The organism is Streptomyces africanus, assembly GCF_002150735.1.
GTDB lineage: Bacteria > Actinomycetota > Actinomycetes > Streptomycetales > Streptomycetaceae > Streptomyces > Streptomyces africanus.
The window spans coordinates 42372-58490 of the sequence record NZ_MUKA01000061.1; the positions used below are offsets into that span (position 1 = coordinate 42372).

The 16119-nt window shown below is 70.1% G+C and carries 16 protein-coding genes, 1 pseudogene and 1 riboswitch; of the genes and pseudogenes, 12 read left to right on the plus strand and 5 right to left on the minus strand.

Features of this window, described 5'->3' with window-relative positions; all coding sequences use genetic code 11:
* The first annotated feature begins 194 nt into the window (after positions 1–194).
* The gene (locus tag CCL05_RS09500; protein ID WP_086560077.1) at positions 195–797 is read left to right on the plus strand and encodes a TetR/AcrR family transcriptional regulator; all 603 of its coding nucleotides are present in this window, start codon (positions 195–197) and stop codon (positions 795–797) included.
* Between the two features lie 28 nt (positions 798–825).
* On the opposite strand, the gene CCL05_RS09505 is transcribed toward CCL05_RS09500, so the two are convergent.
* Positions 826–1410, minus strand: a complete 585-nt coding sequence (locus CCL05_RS09505) for a M23 family metallopeptidase (RefSeq protein ID WP_086560064.1) — start codon at positions 1408–1410, stop codon at positions 826–828.
* Positions 1411–1684: 274 nt separating this feature from the next.
* Here CCL05_RS09505 and rpsB point away from each other — a divergent pair, with 274 nt between their 5' ends.
* The 11 genes from rpsB (at position 1685) to CCL05_RS09560 (ending at position 12949) form a co-directional block, all read left to right on the plus strand.
* A complete protein-coding gene (gene rpsB, locus CCL05_RS09510; protein ID WP_086560065.1) occupies positions 1685–2590 on the plus strand; it encodes a 30S ribosomal protein S2 in 906 nt (301 codons plus the stop codon).
* A 175-nt stretch (positions 2591–2765) separates the two neighbouring features.
* Positions 2766–3602 (plus strand): translation elongation factor Ts, encoded by an 837-nt coding sequence (tsf, locus tag CCL05_RS09515; protein ID WP_086560066.1) that lies wholly within the window; start codon positions 2766–2768, stop codon positions 3600–3602.
* Positions 3603–3786: 184 nt separating this feature from the next.
* Positions 3787–4545: a UMP kinase gene (gene pyrH / locus CCL05_RS09520; RefSeq protein ID WP_010044452.1), complete on the plus strand. Its 759-nt coding sequence runs from the start codon at positions 3787–3789 to the stop codon at positions 4543–4545.
* A 165-nt stretch (positions 4546–4710) separates the two neighbouring features.
* On the plus strand, positions 4711–5268 hold the full coding sequence (frr, locus tag CCL05_RS09525) for a ribosome recycling factor (RefSeq protein WP_086560067.1): 558 nt from the start codon (positions 4711–4713) through the stop codon (positions 5266–5268).
* Positions 5268–6395, plus strand: a complete 1128-nt coding sequence (locus CCL05_RS09530; protein ID WP_086560068.1) for a phosphatidate cytidylyltransferase — start codon at positions 5268–5270, stop codon at positions 6393–6395. The genes frr and CCL05_RS09530 overlap by 1 nt, the downstream gene beginning before the upstream one ends.
* A gap of 134 nt (positions 6396–6529) precedes the next feature.
* A complete protein-coding gene (locus tag CCL05_RS09535) occupies positions 6530–6979 on the plus strand; it encodes an SRPBCC family protein (protein WP_086560078.1) in 450 nt (149 codons plus the stop codon).
* A 57-nt stretch (positions 6980–7036) separates the two neighbouring features.
* Positions 7037–8143 carry a dual-specificity RNA methyltransferase RlmN gene (gene rlmN / locus CCL05_RS09540; RefSeq protein WP_086560069.1) on the plus strand — a complete coding sequence of 369 codons (1107 nt, stop codon included), beginning with the start codon at positions 7037–7039 and terminating at the stop codon, positions 8141–8143.
* A gap of 40 nt (positions 8144–8183) precedes the next feature.
* Positions 8184–8290: riboswitch (TPP riboswitch) on the plus strand.
* 124 nt (positions 8291–8414) lie between these two features.
* Positions 8415–9452 carry a thiamine ABC transporter substrate-binding protein gene (locus CCL05_RS09545; protein ID WP_244204220.1) on the plus strand — a complete coding sequence of 346 codons (1038 nt, stop codon included), beginning with the start codon at positions 8415–8417 and terminating at the stop codon, positions 9450–9452.
* A complete protein-coding gene (locus CCL05_RS09550; RefSeq protein ID WP_086560071.1) occupies positions 9428–11107 on the plus strand; it encodes an ABC transporter permease in 1680 nt (559 codons plus the stop codon). Before CCL05_RS09545 ends, CCL05_RS09550 begins: the two co-directional genes overlap by 25 nt.
* On the plus strand, positions 11107–12126 hold the full coding sequence (locus CCL05_RS09555; protein ID WP_086560072.1) for an ABC transporter ATP-binding protein: 1020 nt from the start codon (positions 11107–11109) through the stop codon (positions 12124–12126). The genes CCL05_RS09550 and CCL05_RS09555 overlap by 1 nt, the downstream gene beginning before the upstream one ends.
* Positions 12127–12151: 25 nt before the next feature.
* Positions 12152–12949, plus strand: a complete 798-nt coding sequence (locus tag CCL05_RS09560) for a maleylpyruvate isomerase family mycothiol-dependent enzyme (protein ID WP_086560073.1) — start codon at positions 12152–12154, stop codon at positions 12947–12949.
* A 68-nt stretch (positions 12950–13017) separates the two neighbouring features.
* Here the strand turns inward: CCL05_RS09560 and CCL05_RS09565 are convergent, their stop codons facing one another.
* The 4 genes and pseudogenes from CCL05_RS09565 to CCL05_RS09580 all read right to left on the minus strand — a co-directional run.
* The gene (locus CCL05_RS09565) at positions 13018–13674 is read right to left on the minus strand and encodes an LAETG motif-containing sortase-dependent surface protein (RefSeq protein WP_244204219.1); all 657 of its coding nucleotides are present in this window, start codon (positions 13672–13674) and stop codon (positions 13018–13020) included.
* 204 nt (positions 13675–13878) lie between these two features.
* Positions 13879–15000: an LOG family protein gene (locus tag CCL05_RS09570; RefSeq protein WP_086560075.1), complete on the minus strand. Its 1122-nt coding sequence runs from the start codon at positions 14998–15000 to the stop codon at positions 13879–13881.
* 24 nt (positions 15001–15024) lie between these two features.
* On the minus strand, positions 15025–15432 hold the full coding sequence (locus CCL05_RS09575) for a VOC family protein (RefSeq protein ID WP_086560076.1): 408 nt from the start codon (positions 15430–15432) through the stop codon (positions 15025–15027).
* Between the two features lie 100 nt (positions 15433–15532).
* Positions 15533–16119 (minus strand): annotated as a pseudogene (locus tag CCL05_RS09580) (hypothetical protein); the annotation flags it as partial.

Consider the following 16119-nt stretch of genomic DNA (forward strand, 5'->3'; position numbering starts at 1 on the left):
CTTCCCCGCCGGGGAACCCTCCAGCATCAGATCCACCCCCATGGCTTTCAGCCCTCTGCTCTTTCGCCAGTACCGGTGGCCACTGTCTCGATCATTACCGAGCCGACTCCTGCCTTGTCCGAAGCGCCGAGCGATACCACTAGAGTAACGTAGCGTTTCTGGAAACGCACTGTTACTGAATGGGGGTGAGTCGGGTGGGCAGGTTGACACGGGCCGAGCAGCAGCAGGTCACCCACGAGCGGCTGCTGGAGGCGGGCCGCTCGGTGCTCCAGCGCCGGGGGTTCCTGGCGGCCACGGTCGACGAGATCGCCGAGGAGGCCGGCTACACGCGAGGCGCCGTGTACAAGCACTTCGGAGGCAAGGAGGGCTTGTGGCTGGCCGTCGTCGATGCCCACACCGAGGCGCACCTGCAGCTGCTCGGCGAAACCCTGGACCGGGTGTCCAGTCGGCAGGAGCTGATCGCCGCACTGATCCCGAGCGCCTTCGCCGACGGCCAGGATGCGGCGAGGTGGAGCACCGCCGCCATGGAGTTCATGGCCGCAGTGACGCGTCACCCCGATGCCGCGGCCGTCTCGGTAGCTGCTCAGCGCCGCCATGAGGAGCAGATCGTCGCCTTGCTGGAGGGCGCTTGCCGACGTCTGCACATCCAGCCGGCCATACCGCTGGAGCAGGTTGTGGTGGTACTGGGCGCGCTGGGCGGCAGCCTCGGTCTGCGGGCGGCGGTCGACCCTGCGACAGATGTGGCGGCCCTCGCCGCCGGCGTCATGACGGTCATGTTCCCCGAGCCGAAGGAGTGAGCTCCTGCTCGTCATACTGGGGGCCGTCCTAGGAGGTCCCGTAGACCGGCAGGAGTCTCGACGGGCCTGTGTGCAGGAGCCATGGGGGCAGGAGCGACAGCGGGTTCAGGTAGGTGTCACCTCTGCGCAGGCCCCAGTGCACGCACGGCGTCGTGCAGTGGGAGCCCCTCGCGTCCACCGTGCCGATCACCTCGCCCGGTTCGACCTCCTCGTCCTGCTCCACCGTGGCCGTCACCGGCTCGTAGGTCGTGCGCAGGGGTGGGTCGCCCGTTCCCGGGAGATCCAGCGAGATCACTCCCTTTCCGGCCACCCGGCCCGCGAAAGTCACCCGGCCCGCCGCCACCGCCCGTACCGGCGTCCCCGGGGGTGCCGCCAGGTCCACGCCCCGATGGCCCGGGCCGTAGGCCGACGCCGGGGGCTCCCAGCCGCGCAGGACCCGGGGGTGTGACCCCACGGGCCACGCATGTCCCACCGCCGGGACGGTGGCGTCCGGGACGGGCGGGGCGGCACCGGCCGCGAACAGGGGCAAAGGCGGGGCCAGCAGGGCCGTCACCGTCACGACCAGCAGCAGGACCACCCGCGCCCACACACGCACACATCGCTTCGCTCGCATGCCGAAAGCGTCCCGGACTGCCGCCCGTCACCGACCGCGGCTGTGGACCACCGCCCGGTTGTGGACAACGGCGTCACCCGGTGCCCCGCGGGTCCCGTACACTTCTGGTGGCGATCCGGGTCACCGGGTCGACTTCGCACGCCCCGATACGCACCCCGGCAACGGGCCGTATCAGCGCCCCTCGGTCCCTCGTGGCACGGCGCGCAAGCGGGCGTCAGGCGCGGAGGTCATCCGGCATCCGCGGCACAACCGAGAAGCACAAGGAGATACGGCCATGGCCGTCGTCACGATGCGGGAGCTGCTGGAGAGCGGCGTCCACTTCGGTCACCAGACCCGTCGTTGGAACCCGAAGATGAAGCGCTTCATCTTCACGGAGCGCAACGGCATCTACATCATCGACCTGCTCCAGTCGCTGTCGTACATCGACCGCGCCTACGAGTTCGTCAAGGAGACCGTCGCCCACGGCGGCACGGTCATGTTCGTCGGCACGAAGAAGCAGGCGCAGGAGGCCATCGCCGAGCAGGCCACCCGCGTCGGCATGCCCTACGTCAACCAGCGCTGGCTGGGCGGCATGCTCACCAACTTCTCGACCGTCTACAAGCGTCTGCAGCGCCTCAAGGAGCTCGAGCAGATCGACTTCGAGGACGTCGCCGCGTCCGGTCTGACCAAGAAGGAGCTTCTCGTGCTCTCGCGCGAGAAGGCCAAGCTGGAGAAGACCCTCGGCGGTATCCGCGAGATGCAGAAGGTGCCCAGCGCCGTCTGGATCGTGGACACCAAGAAGGAGCACATCGCCGTTGGTGAGGCCCGGAAGCTGAACATCCCGGTCGTCGCGATCCTCGACACCAACTGCGACCCCGACGAGGTCGACTACAAGATCCCGGGCAACGACGACGCGATCCGCTCCGTCACCCTGCTCACCCGCGTCATCGCCGACGCCGTCGCCGAGGGCCTCATCGCCCGCAGCGGTGTCGCCACCGAGGGCAAGGGCGAGAAGGCCGCGGGCGAGCCGCTGGCCGAGTGGGAGCGCGACCTGCTCGAGGGCGAGAAGAAGGCCGACGAGGCTGCCCCCGCCGCTGAGGCCGCTCCGGCCGCCGAGGCTGCTCCGGCCGCCGAGGCCCCCGCCGCCGAGGCCGAGAAGCCGGCCGAGGGCGAGAAGGCCGCCGAGGCCGAGCAGGCCTGACCCGTCAGTCCGAGGTGACGGCGGGAGCGGTACGGCATCACCAGCGCCTTCGCGCGGTGTGAAGTCCGCTCCCGCCGTTCACCCGTAGGTCAGCGGCAGGACAGTGCGCTCCGGCTCCATGGAGCGCATCCGCAGATCTTCGATCTTCCAGACTTCGAGAGAGATTCACAGACTCATGGCGAACTACACCGCCGCCGACGTCAAGAAGCTCCGTGAGCTCACGGGCGCCGGCATGATGGACTGCAAGAAGGCGCTGGACGAGGCCGAGGGCAACGTCGAGAAGGCCGTCGAGGCGCTCCGCATCAAGGGCCAGAAGGGCGTCGCCAAGCGCGAGGGCCGTTCCGCCGAGAACGGTGCCGTCGTCTCGATCATCGCCGACGACAACTCCTCCGGTGTCATCGTCGAGCTGAAGTGCGAGACGGACTTCGTCGCCAAGGGCGAGAAGTTCCAGGCCGTGGCCACGGCCATCGCCGAGCACGTCGCCAAGACCTCCCCGGCCGACCTCGAGGCCCTGCTCGCCTCCGAGATCGAGGCCGGCAAGACCGTCCAGGCGTTCGTGGACGAGGCCAACGCGAACCTGGGCGAGAAGATCGTCCTGGACCGCTTCGCGCAGTTCGCCGACGGCTACGTCACCGCGTACATGCACCGCACGATGCCCGACCTGCCCCCGCAGATCGGTGTCCTCGTCGAGCTGGACAAGCCGAACGCGGAGATCGCCAAGGGCGTCGCCCAGCACATCGCCGCCTTCGCGCCGAAGTACCTCTCCAAGGACGACGTCCCGGCCGAGGTCGTCGAGTCCGAGCGTCGCGTCGCCGAGGAGACCACCCGCGCCGAGGGCAAGCCCGAGGCCGCCCTGCCGAAGATCGTCGAGGGTCGCCTCAACGGCTTCTTCAAGGACGCCACGCTGCTCGGCCAGCCCTACGCGCTCGACAACAAGAAGTCCGTCCAGAAGGTCCTGGACGAGGCCGGTGTCACCCTGAAGCGCTTCTCGCGCATCAAGGTCGGCATCTGAGTCCGTACCGCGATCGACGCCCGGTCCCGATAGGGTCGGCAGCAGTCGTCCCGGTACGCCGTCACAGGGGTGGCGGACGACAGCAGATCTGACGAGGAGGCCATTGCCGTATGGGATGCGAACCACGCCCCACCGGCAATGGCCTTCTTCGTATGTGCAACACGTGAAAGAGGCGGGATCCCCCATGACCACCAAGGCCCAGAAGAGCGACGACGGCAAAGTGCGCGGCCGGTTTCTGCTGAAGCTGTCCGGAGAGGCCTTCTCCGGCGGTGGGGGCCTGGGCGTCGACCCCGACGTGGTGCACAAGATCGCCCGTGAGATCGCGGCCGTCGTGCGCGACGGTGCGCAGATCGCGGTCGTCATCGGCGGCGGCAACTTCTTCCGCGGTGCCGAGCTCCAGCAGCGCGGCATGGACCGGGCCCGCTCCGACTACATGGGCATGCTCGGCACGGTCATGAACTGCCTGGCCCTCCAGGACTTCCTGGAGAAGGTGGGGGTGGACTGCCGGGTGCAGACCGCCATCACCATGGGACAGGTCGCCGAGCCGTACATCCCGCTGCGCGCCGTGCGGCACCTGGAGAAGGGCCGTGTGGTCATCTTCGGTGCCGGTATGGGCATGCCGTACTTCTCCACCGACACCACCGCCGCCCAGCGCGCCCTGGAGATCGACGCGGAGGCGCTGCTGATGGGCAAGAACGGCGTGGACGGGGTCTACGACTCCGACCCGAAGACCAACCCGGACGCGGTGAAGTTCGACCACCTCGGCTACGGCGAGGTCATCACGCGCGATCTGAAGGTCGCCGACGCCACGGCCGTGACACTGTGCCGCGACAACAAGCTCCCGATCGTGGTCTTCGAGCTGCTGGCGGAGGGCAACATCGGGCGTGCCGTCAAGGGTGAGAAGATCGGCACGCTGGTGGGGGACCCCGGCAGCCGGGACTGACACCCGGGAACAACCCCGTCCGGGGGACGGACGGGACGGAGCCGGGCCGGGGGATGGACAATGGTCCGCCGGTCGGGAACCGTGCAGGAAGAAGACGCGACGCAGCCGGCCGCCGCCCCACATGGAACCGCAGCCGGGCCTACTCAAGACACGCAGGAGCAAGTGGTGATCGAAGAGACCCTCCTCGAGGCCGAGGAGAAGATGGAGAAGGCCGTCGTGGTCGCCAAGGAGGACTTCGCCGCGATCCGCACCGGCCGTGCGCACCCGGCGATGTTCAACAAGATCGTGGCCGACTACTACGGTGCGCCGACCCCGATCAACCAGCTGGCCTCGTTCTCGGTGCCCGAGCCGCGCATGGCCGTGGTGACCCCGTTCGACAAGAGCGCGCTGCGCAACATCGAGCAGGCCATCCGCGACTCCGACCTGGGCGTCAACCCGAGCAACGACGGCAACATCATCCGGGTGGTGTTCCCCGAGCTGACCGAGGAGCGCCGCCGGGAGTACATCAAGGTAGCCAAGAGCAAGGGTGAGGACGCCAAGGTCTCCATCCGCTCCGTGCGCCGCAAGGCCAAGGACGCCATCGACAAGCTGATCAAGGACGGCGAGGTCGGCGAGGACGAGGGCCGCCGTGCGGAGAAGGAGCTCGACGACACGACGTCGAAGTACGTCGCGCAGGTGGACGAGCTCCTGAAGCACAAGGAAGCGGAGCTGCTCGAGGTCTGATGAACGACTCTTCCTGGGGGGCGCCGTCACAGGCCGGGTACTGGGGGCCCACCGACCAAGGGCATGGCCAAGGGCACGCACACAGCCCTGGCCATGGGCACGTCCAGGGAGCCGCTCCGGCGGGTCCCGCATACGATGCGCATGAAGCGCCTCAGACTCGCCCCATGCCCACCGTGCCCGACGTAGCCGATTACGGCGGAAACCAGGATGACGACCGGGGGGCCGCTCCGCTGAGCGGCTCCCCGGTCCGAAACGAGACGAATCCGGAGCCCATGCCCGACGCCGCAGAGCCGGCACCCAAGCCGCAGAAGAAGAGCGCGGGTCGCGACCTGAGTGCCGCGATAGGGGTCGGGGTCGGACTCGGCGCGGTGATCGTCGCGTCGCTGTTCGTCGTCAAGGCCGTGTTCGTCGGCGTGATCGCGGTCGCCGTCGTGGTGGGCCTGTGGGAGCTGACCAAGCGGCTGGAGGAGCGCAAGGGCATCCGGGCGCCCGTCGTGCCGCTCGCGCTCGGCGGTGCCGCGATGGTCGTCGCCGGGTACGTCCGGGGCGCCGAGGGCGCGTGGGTCGCCATGGCGCTCACGGCACTGGCGGTGCTGGTGTGGCGCATGACGGAACCGCCAGAGAACTACCTCAGGGACGTCACGGCGGGCGTCTTCGCCGCGTTCTACGTGCCGTTCCTGGCGACGTTCGTCGCGATGATGCTGACGGCGGACGACGGGGCGCAGCGCGTGCTCATGTTCCTGCTGCTCACGGTCGTCAGCGACACCGGTGCCTACGCGGTCGGCTGGCGCTTCGGCCGGCACAAGCTCGCTCCGCGCATCAGCCCCGGCAAGACCCGCGAGGGCCTGCTCGGTGCGGTCTCCTTCGCGATGGTCGTGGGCGCGTTGTGCATGCAGTTCCTCATCGACGACGGTGCCTGGTGGCAGGGTCTGGTGCTCGGCCTGGCGGTCGCGGTCAGCGCCACGCTGGGCGACCTCGGTGAGTCCATGATCAAGCGGGACCTCGGCATCAAGGACATGGGCACACTGCTGCCGGGGCACGGCGGCATCATGGACCGGCTGGACTCGCTGCTGCCCACGGCTCCGGTGGTGTGGCTGTTGCTCGTGCTGTTCGTCGGGTCCGGTTGAGCAAGGCGGCTTTCGCGGTCTTTTGTGCGGCGAGCTCCCGTCCGATGTCGGCGGGAGCTCGCCGTCGTTGCGCGGGGGTGCCTGCGGCGTCTCCAAGTGGGACCATTCAGGTGTACGTCGCAAAGGGGGACATCATGTCCAGCATTCGACAGACCATCGATGTCGACCGGCGTCCCGAGGACGTCTACGACTACGTCACGGACGCCCAGCGGCTGCCGGAGTGGCAGTTGAGTGCCGTGTCCGCGGAACGCCTCGACGAGGGGCCGGTCGGAGTCGGCTCCCGGATGCGGGTCACCCGGCACGTCGGCCGCCGGGTCATGCCGATGACCATGGAGGTCACGGAGTTCGACCCGCCGCACAGCTGGGGCATGCGAGGCGTAGACGGCCCGGTGCGGGCACGGGTGCACGGCGAGGTCGAGCCGTTCGACGAGGGGCAGCGCTCCCACGTGACGATCGAGGTCGACTTCGAGGGCCACGGCGTAGGCAAGGTCCTCGTCCCGCTCGTCGTACGCCCCCAGGTCCGCAAGGAACTGCCGCGCAACGAGCAGCTCCTCAAGGACCAGCTGGAGCACACGGGGCAGTAACGGGCGAAGGGCGACGGTCGCAGGTCACCTGAATCGATCTGCGACACTGGTACAGCCATGCCTAAGCCCGGAGAACTCACTTTCGTCGCCCCCCGCGGAGCCAAGAAGCCGCCGCGGCATCTCGCCGACCTCACTCCTGCCGAGCGCAAGGAAGCCGTTGCGGCTGTCGGGGAGAAGCCGTTTCGTGCCAAGCAGCTCTCGCAGCACTACTTCGCGCGGTACGCGCACGATCCGGAGCAGTGGACCGATATTCCGGCCGGCTCCCGCGGCCGGCTCCAGGAGGCCCTGCTTCCCGAGCTGATGTCCGTCGTGCGGCATCTGTCGACCGACCAGGGCACCACGCGCAAGACGCTGTGGCGGCTGTTCGACGGGACGCTCGTCGAGTCCGTGCTGATGCGCTACCCGGACCGGGTCACCATGTGCATCAGCTCGCAGGCCGGGTGCGGGATGAACTGCCCGTTCTGCGCGACCGGGCAGGCGGGGCTCGACCGGAACCTGTCCACCGCCGAGATCGTGCACCAGATCGTGGACGGCATGCGGGCGCTGCGGGACGGGGAGGTCCCCGGCGGGCCGGCGCGGCTCAGCAACATCGTCTTCATGGGCATGGGTGAGCCGCTCGCCAACTACAATCGGGTCGCCGGCGCCATCCGGCGGCTCACCGACCCCGAGCCCGACGGGGTGGGCCTCTCGCAGCGTGGCATCACCGTCTCGACGGTCGGGCTCGTCCCGGCCATCCACCGGTTCTCCGACGAGGGCTTCAAGTGCCGCCTCGCCATCTCGCTGCACGCCCCCGACGACGAGCTGCGCGACACCCTCGTCCCCGTGAACACGCGGTGGAAGGTCCGGGAGGTGCTGGACGCCGGCTTCGAGTACAGCGCCAAGTCCGGGCGCCGGCTGTCCATCGAGTACGCGCTGATCCGTGACATCAACGATCAGGCCTGGCGCGGTGACCGGCTCGGGCGGATGCTCAAGGGCAGGCCCGTGCACGTGAACCTGATCCCGCTCAACCCGACGCCGGGGTCGAAGTGGACGGCCTCGCGGCCCGAGGACGAGAAGGCGTTCGTGGAGGCGATCGCGGCCCATGGTGTGCCGGTGACGATCCGGGACACCCGTGGTCAGGAGATCGACGGGGCGTGTGGTCAGCTCGCCGCCACCGAACGGTAGTCTGACCGGCGTAAGCACAACCGTATTTTCCGACACCTTCATATTCCGACAGGGGAGCGCCACAGCGCTGAGAGTGCGGCACACGGCCGCAGACCCTCCGAACCTGGCCCAGGTCATTCTGGGTAGGGAGATCGGTCATCACTCGAGCTGTTGCGCCCTGCCCGGGACTCCCAGAGATCCCGGGCAGGGCCGCGTCTTCTCCTGGTCCTCCAGGAGGAATCCAGTGGGCAACACCATCAAGCGGCTGACGGCGGTGGCCGTCGGGCTCGGCATGGCCGGCACGCTCGCCGCGTGCGGGTCGTCCGACGGCGGCCAGGGGTCCGGTGACTCCAAGACCGTGACCCTCGTCAGCCACGACTCGTGGGCCGCCTCGAAGGACGTCATCGCGGCCTTCGAGAAGCAGTCCGGCTACAAGGTGAACGTCCTCAAGGACGGTGACGCCGGGCAGGCCGTGAACAAGGCCATCCTGACCAAGGACAACCCGCAGGGCGACGTCTTCTTCGGCGTCGACAACACGCTGCTGTCCCGCGCCCTCGACAACGGCCTCTTCCAGCCGTACCAGCCGAAGGGCTCGGACCGGATCGCGCCGGAGTACCGGGCCGACCAGGACAAGCACCGGGTCACGCCCATCGACACCGGCGACATCTGCGTCAACTACGACAAGAAGTACTTCGCCGACCACAAGCTCGATCCGCCGCGCAGCTTCGACGACCTGGTCAAGCCCCAGTACAAGAACCTGCTGGTGACCGAGAACGCCTCCGCCTCCTCGCCCGGCCTCGGCTTCCTGCTCGGTACCGCCGCGAAGTACGGCGACGGGGGCTGGGAGGGGTACTGGAAGAAGCTCAAGGCCAACGGCGTGAAGGTCGTCGACGGCTGGGAGCAGGCCTACAACGAGGAGTTCTCCGGCTCGGCCGGCGGCAAGAAGGCCAAGGGCGACCGGCCGCTCGTCGTGTCGTACGCCTCCTCGCCGCCCGCCGAGGTCGTCTTCGCCGACCCGAAGCCGAGCACCGCCCCGACCGGCGTCGCCGAGGGCACCTGTTTCCGGCAGGTCGAGTACGCCGGGCTGCTGAGCAACGCGAAGAACACCAAGGGCGGCAAGGCGCTCCTCGACTTCCTGGTCAGCGAGCGGTTCCAGGAGGACATGCCGCTCAACATGTACGTGTACCCGGTGCGTCAGGGCGCCCAAGTGCCGCCGGAGTTCGTGAAGTACGGGCCGCAGGCCAAGGACCCGGAGACCATGGACCCGGCGAAGATCGCCGACAACCGTGATCAGTGGGTCAAGTCGTGGACCTCGCTCGTACTGAAGTAACCGAAGCAGCCGTCCGCAAGGACCGGCGCGGGAGCGCGGCGCGGCTCGGGCTCATCGCCGTGCCCGTCGCGTTCTTCGCGGTCTTCTTCGCCTACCCCGTCGCCGCGATCGTCGCGCGCGGTCTGAAGGTCGACGGGGTCTGGCGGTTCGGGCGGGTCGTGGAGGTGCTGGCGCAGTCCGACGTACGGCACGTCCTGTGGTTCACCACCTGGCAGGCGGTCGTCTCCACCGCGCTCACGCTGCTGGTCGCGCTCCCCGGCGCGTATGTCTTCGCGCGCTTCGACTTCCCGGGCAAGCAGGTCCTGCGGGCGGTCGTGACCGTGCCGTTCGTGCTGCCGACGGTGGTCGTCGGTACGGCGTTCCTGGCGCTGGTCGGGCGCGGCGGGCTGCTCGACGAGCTGTGGGGCGTGCGGCTGGACACCACCGTGTGGGCGATCCTGCTCGCGCACGTCTTCTTCAACTACGCGGTCGTCGTACGGACCGTCGGCGGGCTCTGGGCGCAGCTCGACCCGCGGCAGGAGGAGGCCGCGCGGATGCTCGGGGCGTCGCCGCTGCGGGCCTGGCGGCAGGTGACGCTGCCGGCGCTGGCGCCCGCCGTGGCCGCCGCCGCGCTGATGGTCTTCCTGTTCACCTTCACCTCCTTCGGTGTCGTCCAGATCCTCGGCGGCCCCACCTTCTCGACGCTGGAGGTGGAGATCTACCGGCAGACGTCGGAGATCTTCGACCTGTCCACGGCCGCCGTGCTGACGCTGATCCAGTTCGTCGCGGTGGGCGCGATCCTCGCCCTGCACGCCTGGACCGTACGGCGGCGGGAGACCGCGCTGCGGCTGGTGGACCCGGCCGGTACCGCGCGCCGGCCGCGCGGCGCCGGGCAGTGGGCGCTGCTGGGCGGGGTGCTCGGCACCGTCGTCGTGCTGCTCCTGCTGCCGCTCGCCGTGCTGGTGCAGCGGTCTGTGGGCGCGTCCGGCTTCGGCTACTACCGGGCCCTGACCAGGGACGACGGCGGGGTGTTCCTGGTGGCGCCGATCGAGGCGATCGGCAACTCCCTGTCGTACGCCGTCGCCGCCACTCTCATCGCGGTGGTGATCGGCGGTCTCGCCGCCGTCGCGCTCACCCGCCGGGACGCCGGGCGGTTCGTGCGCGGCTTCGACGCGCTGCTGATGCTGCCGCTCGGGGTGTCCGCGGTGACCGTCGGCTTCGGCTTTCTGATCGCGTTGGACGAGCCGCCGCTGGATCTGAGGTCCTCGTGGCTCCTGGTGCCGCTCGCACAGGCGCTGGTCGGGGTGCCGTTCGTCGTGCGGACGATGCTGCCCGTGCTGCGGGCGGTGGACGTGCGGCTGCGGGAGGCCGCCTCGGTGCTGGGGGCCTCGCCCTGGCGGGTGTGGCGTGAGGTGGATCTGCCGATGGTGCGGCGGGCGCTGCTCATCGCGGCCGGGTTCGCCTTCGCGGTGTCGCTCGGGGAGTTCGGGGCGACGGTGTTCATCGCGCGGCCGGACAACCCGACGCTGCCGGTCGCCGTGGCGCGGCTTCTGGGACGGCCCGGGGAGCTGAACTATGGCCAGGCGATGGCCCTTTCGACGATTCTGATGGTGGTCTGCGCTGTGGCCCTGCTGGTGCTGGAGAGGCTTCGCACGGACCGGAGCGGGGAGTTCTGATGCTGCTGGCCCTGGAGAGCGCGACGGTCCGTTTCGGCGGGCGTGCCGTGCTGGACGCCGTCGATCTGGAGGTCGCCGAGCACGAGATCGTGTGTGTGCTCGGGCCCAGCGGCAGCGGCAAGTCGACGCTGCTGCGGGTCGTGGCGGGGCTTCAGCCGCTCGACTCCGGGCGGGTGGTGCTGGACGGGCGCGACCAGGCGGGCGTGCCCGCGCACCGGCGCGGCGTCGGGCTGATGTTCCAGGACCACCAGCTGTTCCCGCAGCGGGACGTGGGCGGCAACGTCTCCTTCGGACTGCGTATGCGCGGGACGTCGAAGCGGCAACAGGCCGACCGGGTACAGGAGTTGCTGGACCTGGTCGGCCTGCCAGGCGCATCCCGCCGGGCCGTCGCGGCGCTGTCCGGCGGGGAGCAGCAGCGGGTGGCGCTGGCCCGGGCCCTCGCGCCGAGTCCCCGGCTGCTGATGCTGGACGAGCCGCTGGGGCAGCTCGACCGGTCGCTGAGGGAGCGGCTGGTCGTCGAACTGAAGGAGCTGTTCGGCCGGTTGGGCACGACCGTGCTCGCCGTGACGCACGACCAGGGGGAGGCCTTCGCGCTGGCCGACCGGGTCGTGGTGATGCGGGACGGGCGGATCGCCCAGTCCGGTACGCCGCTTGAGGTGTGGCAGCGGCCGGCCGACGCGTTCGTGGCCCGTTTCCTCGGCTTCGAGAACGTCGTCGAGGCGACGGTCGGGGCGGAGGCGGCGAACACGCCGTGGGGCAAGGTGCCGGTGCCGGAGGGCGCCCCGCAGGGCACGCGCACGCTGCTCGTGCGGCCCGCCGGTGTGCGTCTGGTCCCCGCCGGCACGGGCCTGCGCTGCACGGTGACCGCGCGCACCTTCAAGGGCACCCATGTCGCCGTCCACCTCCAGCCGGACGACGCCCCGCGCCTGGAGGCGGCCTGCGCGCTGCGGACGGCACCGGAGCCCGGGGACGAGGTCGGGGTGGAGTTCGACGCGGCCGAAATCGTGGTGCTCGACTGATCGGCTAGGTCCTAGGGTGCGGGGCATGACGTTACTCGCGCACGAGCGCTACTGCGGCGAAATCGCCCACCAGGTAGCCCTGTTGAGGTCCGTGGTCACGTCCGGCGCCGATCTGTCCGGCACCGTGCCGACCTGCCCGGACTGGTCGCTGGAGGACCTGGTCCGGCACCTGGGCGGCGCCCTGCGCTGGGTGGAGTTCATCGTGCGGACCCGGGCCGGGGAGGAGGTGCCCGAGGAGCGGGTGCCGGGCCTCGCAGGCCCCGGAACCCGGGGTGACGCCGCCGTACTGGACGCATGGCTGGCGGAGGGCGGCGAGCAGGTCGTCGCAGCGCTGCGGGAGGCCGGGCCGGACACGAAGGTATGGAGCTGGGCGGGGATCCTCAACTCCGGGTTCTGGGCCCGCCGGATGACGCACGAGATCACCGTGCACCGCGCGGACGCCGCACTCGCCGCCGGACTGCCCTACGAGGTCGCGCCCGACGTGGCCGCCGACGCGATCGACGAGTGGCTCCAGATCGTGGAGTACGTGCAGCGGACGGCACCCGAGGACGCGGCGCGGGAACTGCGCGGCCCGGGCCGCAGCATCCATCTGCACGCCACCGACACCGGCGCCGACCTGAACGCCGAGTGGTTCATCGAACTCACTGAAGCCGGCATTACCTGGCGCCGGGGTCATGAGAAGGCCACCGTCGCCCTGCGCGGGCCGCTCACCGCCGTCCTGCTCGCCTTCTACCGTCGACTGCCGCTCGACGCGCCGGAGTTGGACGTGCTGGGGGAGCGGGACCTGCTGGAGTTCTGGCTGGAGCGGGCGACCTTCGGCTAGGCCGGGAACAGGCGATGGCCCGCCCCCACGAGAGGGACGGGCCACCACCGGGCGCTGATGTGCGGACGTCAGCTGTCGCTGCTGTTCGCCCCACGACGGCGCATGCCGAAGAACACCGCGCCGCCACCGACGACGACCAGGGCCGCCGCGATGCCGGCGATGATGCCGGTGTTGGAGTCGGCACCGGTCTCGGCGAGGTTGGAATCACCGGCCGGCGCGGGCGCGTTGCCCGCCGGCGCCGTGCTCTCGCTCTCCGACGGCGACGGGGCCGGGGTGTCGGTCTCCTCGGCCGGCTTCGACGGGGAGGCCGACGGGGTCGGCGTGGCCGGCGGGGTCGCCGGCGGCTTCTCCTCGTCCTTCTTGCAGGCCGTGGCCGGGGTGACGAGGCTCGGCTTGATGTCCTCGTCGACGTACTGAGCGGCCTTGACGTGGATGCGGTACTCCGCGTTCGGCTTCCAGTTCTCGGCGAAGGCGATGGTGGTGCCTTCGCGCGAGCCCTTGACCACCTGCTCGCCGACCTTCTTCACGTCGGCGCCGTTGTTCTCCAGGTACACGGTGATCGTCGCCGGGACACCGGTCGGATCCACGTCGGTGACGGTGATGACGCCCTTGTCGCCATCGCACTTCGCCTCGGCCGAGAACTCCGTGATGTTGCAGGCGAGCGCGTTGCCGGCGGCACCGAGCGCGAGCGCGGCCGAGGCGGAGACGACACCGAGGATCCGCACGGAACGTGCGACGGTACGGCGCGAAGCCGTACGGCGTGATACGGACAGAACTGCCACGTTTGTCCTTTACAGGATGCGCAAATGCGGGGGGTGGAGGCAGTGTTGACGGAACATCAGCACTACCAGGAGGCTCTCAGGTCTATAAGCGTCGCATAAGTAGTGTCAACGCATATGCAGGTTGCAAGCACTTGCTTTGCCAGCTTATTAACCGCCGAGGCGTTTCAACGCCTCCGGCGCCTCCTCGATCCGCTCCACGAGCGCGATCCGCGCCTCCATCGAACGGCCCCTGGCCAGCGACCGGAGCAGCGGCCACGTCGGCAGCTTCTCCGTCCAGTGCGCCCGGTCCACGAGCACCATCGGCGTCGGCTCGCCGCGCGACTCGTAGTAGTTGGGCGTCGCGTTGTCGAAGATCTCCTGTACGGTCCCGGCGGCGCCCGGCAGGAACACCACGCCCGCGGTGGACCGGGCCAGCAGGCCGTCCTCCCGGGTGGCGTTGGCGAAGTACTTGGCGATGTGCGACGCGAAGGCGTTCGGCGGCTCGTGGCCGTAGAACCAGGTCGGGATCCCCACGGAACGCCCGCCCTGCGGCCAGCGCGCGCGTATCTCGAAGGCGGCCGTCGCCCACTGCGTGATCGACGGCGTGAAGTGCGGTGCCTTGGCGAGCAGTTCGAGCGACTCGGTGAGCATCTCGTCGCCGAACGGCGCGGCGTACGCGCCGAGGTTCGCGGCCTCCATCGCGCCCGGGCCGCCGCCCGTGGCCACCGTGAGACCGGCACGGGCCAGCTCCCGGCCGAGCCGCGCCGCCCCCGCGTACTCCAACGTGCCACGGGCCATGGCGTGGCCGCCCATCACGCCCACGACCCGGGCGCCGGACAGGAGTTCGTCGAGCGCGTCCGAGACGGAGTCGTCGTGGACCGCGCGCAGCATGGAGGCGTAGATGTCCCGGTCCGCCTTCGTGCGCTGGAACCAGGCGTAGGCCCGGGCGTCGGGCGTGGCCTCGTAGCCGTCCGCCAGCGACTCGAACAGCTCGTCCGGCGTGTAGACATGGCCGCGGTACGGGTCGAACGGCAGGCCCGGGACCGGCGGGAAGACCAGGGCGCCGTCCGTGCGGATCTTCGCGGCGGCCTCCTCGCGCATGGCGCAGCCGAGGAAGACGGCACCGGCCGTGTCCGTGCCGAGCAGTTCGCGCGTACGGTCCGTCAGGTCGACGGCCTGGACGCGGAGGCCGGCGAGGGTGCCGCGCGCCGCGACGGTGGCGTCGAACTCCTCCAGCGTCTCGATCTCACGGTCGTCATGGTGGGCCGCATGGGCGGGCATCGTCTGCACGCGCCCATGCTGGCACAGCGCGTCTCAGCCCTGGACGGCCGCCGGGTCCATCCACACGACCTCGAAGGTGTGGCCGTCGGGGTCGTCGAAGGCGCGGCCGTACATGAACCCGTGGTCCTGGGTCTCGCCGGAGACGGAACCGCCCGCCGCGACCGCCTTCTCGACCAGCTCGTCGACCTTCGCGCGGCTCTCGGAGCTCAGCGCGATCAGCACCTCGCTGGTCTTCTTCGAGTCCGCGATCTCCTTCTGGGTGAACTGGGCGTACTTGTCCTTGGTGTGCACCATCACCACGATGGTCTCGCTGATCACGACCGAGGCGGTGGTGTCGTCGCTGAACTGCTCGTTGATCCGGTAGCCGAGCTCCGTGAAGAACTTCTTCGAGGCGTCGAGGTCGCTCACGCACAGGTTCACGAAGACCATCTGCTGGTACATGCGGGGTCTCTCCCATCGGGGTCCGTGTCGTTACGCGGGGATAGACCGGGGGCCGGTGCGGAACTCATCGCCGTACGGAGATTTTTTTCGCACGAGTTTTTCAGCGGGCCAGTGGCAGCGCCGCCAGTTCGGCGACGGTCAGGGTGAGCGGACCGAACAGGGCGAGCAGCGCGCCCGCGCGGAGGGCGGCGGCACCGCGCAGCATCGTCGCGGGGGCGCCGAGCCGCAGCAGCGCGGCGGTGGTGCCGGCGCGGGCCTGCCGGGCCTCGACGGCGGCCATGAGGGCCGTGGCCACGGTGCAGCCGGTCACGAGCAGCACGCCGAGCGTGGTGAGCGGACCGAGCGACAGCCCGTCCGGGCCGTGCAGCAGCGCCATGGCGTACGCCGCCGCCAGCACCGCGCAGACCACGCCCAGGGGGCGGCCGATCCGGGTGGCCTCCGCCATGAGGATCCGGCCGGCCAGGAGCCGGAGGGCGCCGGGGCGGGCCGACTGGAGCAGCCGTCCGCACAGATGCGTCAGGCCCGGACCGGCCAGGGCCAGGCCGACGGCGGCCAGCCCCCAGCCCGCGAGGACGCCGGGGGAGGCACCGGAGAAGGTGAGGTCGGGGGGCGTGGGGGAGGTGCGGCTGGTGTACGTCTCCACGGCCAGACCCGCGGCCAGGACGGTGATGCCCCAGGGGAGACCGG

Bases quoted from the DNA above. Each gene is read 5' to 3' on its own strand.
- CCL05_RS09505 (WP_086560064.1), bottom strand. From the start codon at position 1,410: ATGCGAGCGAAGCGATGTGTGCGTGTGTGGGCGCGGGTGGTCCTGCTG.
- CCL05_RS09545 (WP_244204220.1), top strand. From the start codon at position 8,415: ATGGCCGGCACGCTCGCCGCGTGCGGGTCGTCCGACGGCGGCCAGGGG.
- tsf (WP_086560066.1), top strand. From the start codon at position 2,766: ATGGCGAACTACACCGCCGCCGACGTCAAGAAGCTCCGTGAGCTCACG.
- CCL05_RS09530 (WP_086560068.1), top strand. From the start codon at position 5,268: ATGAACGACTCTTCCTGGGGGGCGCCGTCACAGGCCGGGTACTGGGGG.
- CCL05_RS09575 (WP_086560076.1), bottom strand. From the start codon at position 15,432: ATGTACCAGCAGATGGTCTTCGTGAACCTGTGCGTGAGCGACCTCGAC.
- rlmN (WP_086560069.1), top strand. From the start codon at position 7,037: ATGCCTAAGCCCGGAGAACTCACTTTCGTCGCCCCCCGCGGAGCCAAG.
- CCL05_RS09535 (WP_086560078.1), top strand. From the start codon at position 6,530: ATGTCCAGCATTCGACAGACCATCGATGTCGACCGGCGTCCCGAGGAC.
- rpsB (WP_086560065.1), top strand. From the start codon at position 1,685: ATGGCCGTCGTCACGATGCGGGAGCTGCTGGAGAGCGGCGTCCACTTC.
- CCL05_RS09555 (WP_086560072.1), top strand. From the start codon at position 11,107: ATGCTGCTGGCCCTGGAGAGCGCGACGGTCCGTTTCGGCGGGCGTGCC.
- pyrH (WP_010044452.1), top strand. From the start codon at position 3,787: ATGACCACCAAGGCCCAGAAGAGCGACGACGGCAAAGTGCGCGGCCGG.
- CCL05_RS09560 (WP_086560073.1), top strand. From the start codon at position 12,152: ATGACGTTACTCGCGCACGAGCGCTACTGCGGCGAAATCGCCCACCAG.